Below are 1,807 nucleotides of genomic sequence, written 5' to 3'. Positions count from 1 at the left end.
GTTTCAGGGAAGGGGCCTGGGCCGGGTTCAGGGAAGGCGCCGGGGCCGGTTTCAGGGAAGGGGCCCGGGCCGGTTTCAGGGAAGGGTCCGGGGCCGGTTTCGGGTTCGGGTCGGGGGCCGGGGCCGGGGCCGGTCACGACGTGCGGCGGTGCTGAGCGCGCCCGTTGGACCGCAGCCGGACCACGAGGTACAGGACCAGCGCGGCGACCACCAGCACCAGGACGCCCTTGCTGACGACCCCCACGTAGTCGCCGACGGTCTCCCACTGGTCGCCCAGCCAGTAACCGGCCATGACCAGTACGGCGTTCCAGGCCAGGCTGCCCACGGCGGTCAGCGCCAGGAAGACCGGCATCGGCATGCGCTCCAGGCCGGCCGGTACGGAGATCAGGCTGCGGAAGATCGGCACCATGCGGCCGAGGAGGACGGCCTTGGTCCCGTGCCTGGCGAACCACTGCTCCGTCCGCTCCAGGTCGGCGGTCTTGACCAGCGGCAGCCGCGCCCAGATCGCGTACATCCGCCGTCGGCCGAACAGCGCGCCGATCCAGTAGAGGGCGGCGGCACCCACCACGGAGCCGAGGGTGGTCCAGAACAGGGCGGCGGCGAGGCTGATGACCCCCTGCCCGGCGGCGAAGCCGGTCAGCGGCAGGATGATCTCGCTCGGCAGCGGCGGAAAGAGGTTCTCCAGGGCGACGGCGAGACCGGCGCCGGGCGCGCCCATGGCGTCCACCAGGTCGGCCGCCCAGCCCGCGATGCCGTCGGCGGGCTCCTGCGGCAGGGCAAGAGTGAGCCGGTCGGTGCCGAGGTCGGTCACATCCATGTCGAGGTCTCCAGGTACGGGGTACGCGCCGCGGACGGGTGCCGCGATCCGTTCACCACGCTAGGAACCCCAGCTCAGCACCGGTACGGGGATAGCCCCGTCGGCCTCGTGCGGTTTCCCTCGCCCCGGACCCTGCGGTTTTCCGCCGGGACCGGCCAGAATTAATTCAATCGCTTGATTTATCTTCCGTCTTGGGATTTCCTACTGCCGACGGTCCTCCCGCCCCACACCCGGACTCCCCCACATCTGCACTCCCCCACCCCTGGAGCACTCATGCGCGCACGGCCGGTCACGTGGTGAGCGGCGCCCGGTCAGGGTCGGGTGCCCGGTCCGGGGCGAGTGCCCGGTCCGGGGCGGGTGCCCGCTCGGCGGCCACCCGCGTGGCGCTCCTCTCCGCCGCCGAACGGCTCTACGCCGAGCAGGGCCTGGCCGCCGTCTCCAACCGGGCGGTCAGTGAGGCCGCCGGCCAGGGCAACGTCACGGCCGTCCACTACCACTTCGGCACGCGCCTCGACCTGGTGCGCGCCGTCATGGCCCGGCACGGTGCGGCGGTCGACCTGCTGAGAGTGCGCCACGCGGCCGAGGTGAAGGAGGGCGCCGGTCTGCGGGAGTGGGTGCGCTGCCTGGTGCGGCCCGTCACCGAGCACCTGGCCGGACTCGGCATCCCTTCCTGGCAGGCGCGGTGCACCGCGCAGGTGCTCACCGACCCGCTCACCAGGAACCTCATCACCGAGGACGCGCTCGCCCGCCCCGGCCTCACCACCGTGGTCGGCGCCCTGGAGCAGCGCCTGTCCGGGCTCGACCCGGGGATCCGCCGAAGACGCGCCGCCATGGCCCGCAACCTGATCACCCACACCTGCGCCGAGCGGGAACGGGACCTGGCCGACGACACGGCCCTGCCCTCCCACACCTGGTCGGACACCGCCGCCGAACTCGAGGACGCCGTCCACGGCCTCTTCACGGCCCCCGTGACCCACCCCGCCCCCACAC

At 72.9% G+C, this 1,807-nt stretch carries 2 protein-coding genes; one reads left to right on the top strand and one right to left on the bottom strand.

Annotated elements, in window-relative coordinates; all coding sequences use genetic code 11:
• Nucleotides 1–133 precede the first annotated feature (133 nt).
• Nucleotides 134–817, bottom strand: a complete 684-nt coding sequence (locus HZS56_RS37670) for a DedA family protein (RefSeq protein WP_216725304.1) — start codon at nucleotides 815–817, stop codon at nucleotides 134–136.
• Nucleotides 818–1,197: 380 nt separating this feature from the next.
• Here HZS56_RS37670 and HZS56_RS37665 point away from each other — a divergent pair.
• Nucleotides 1,198–1,807 (top strand): TetR family transcriptional regulator (locus tag HZS56_RS37665; RefSeq protein WP_308408251.1); only part of this gene is annotated, 610 nt, incomplete at its 3' end.

The sequence above is a fragment of the Streptomyces mayonensis genome (genome assembly GCF_018982965.1).
Taxonomy (GTDB): Bacteria; Actinomycetota; Actinomycetes; order Streptomycetales; family Streptomycetaceae; genus Streptomyces; species Streptomyces mayonensis.
This window is presented reverse-complemented; position numbering and strand designations above follow the sequence as displayed.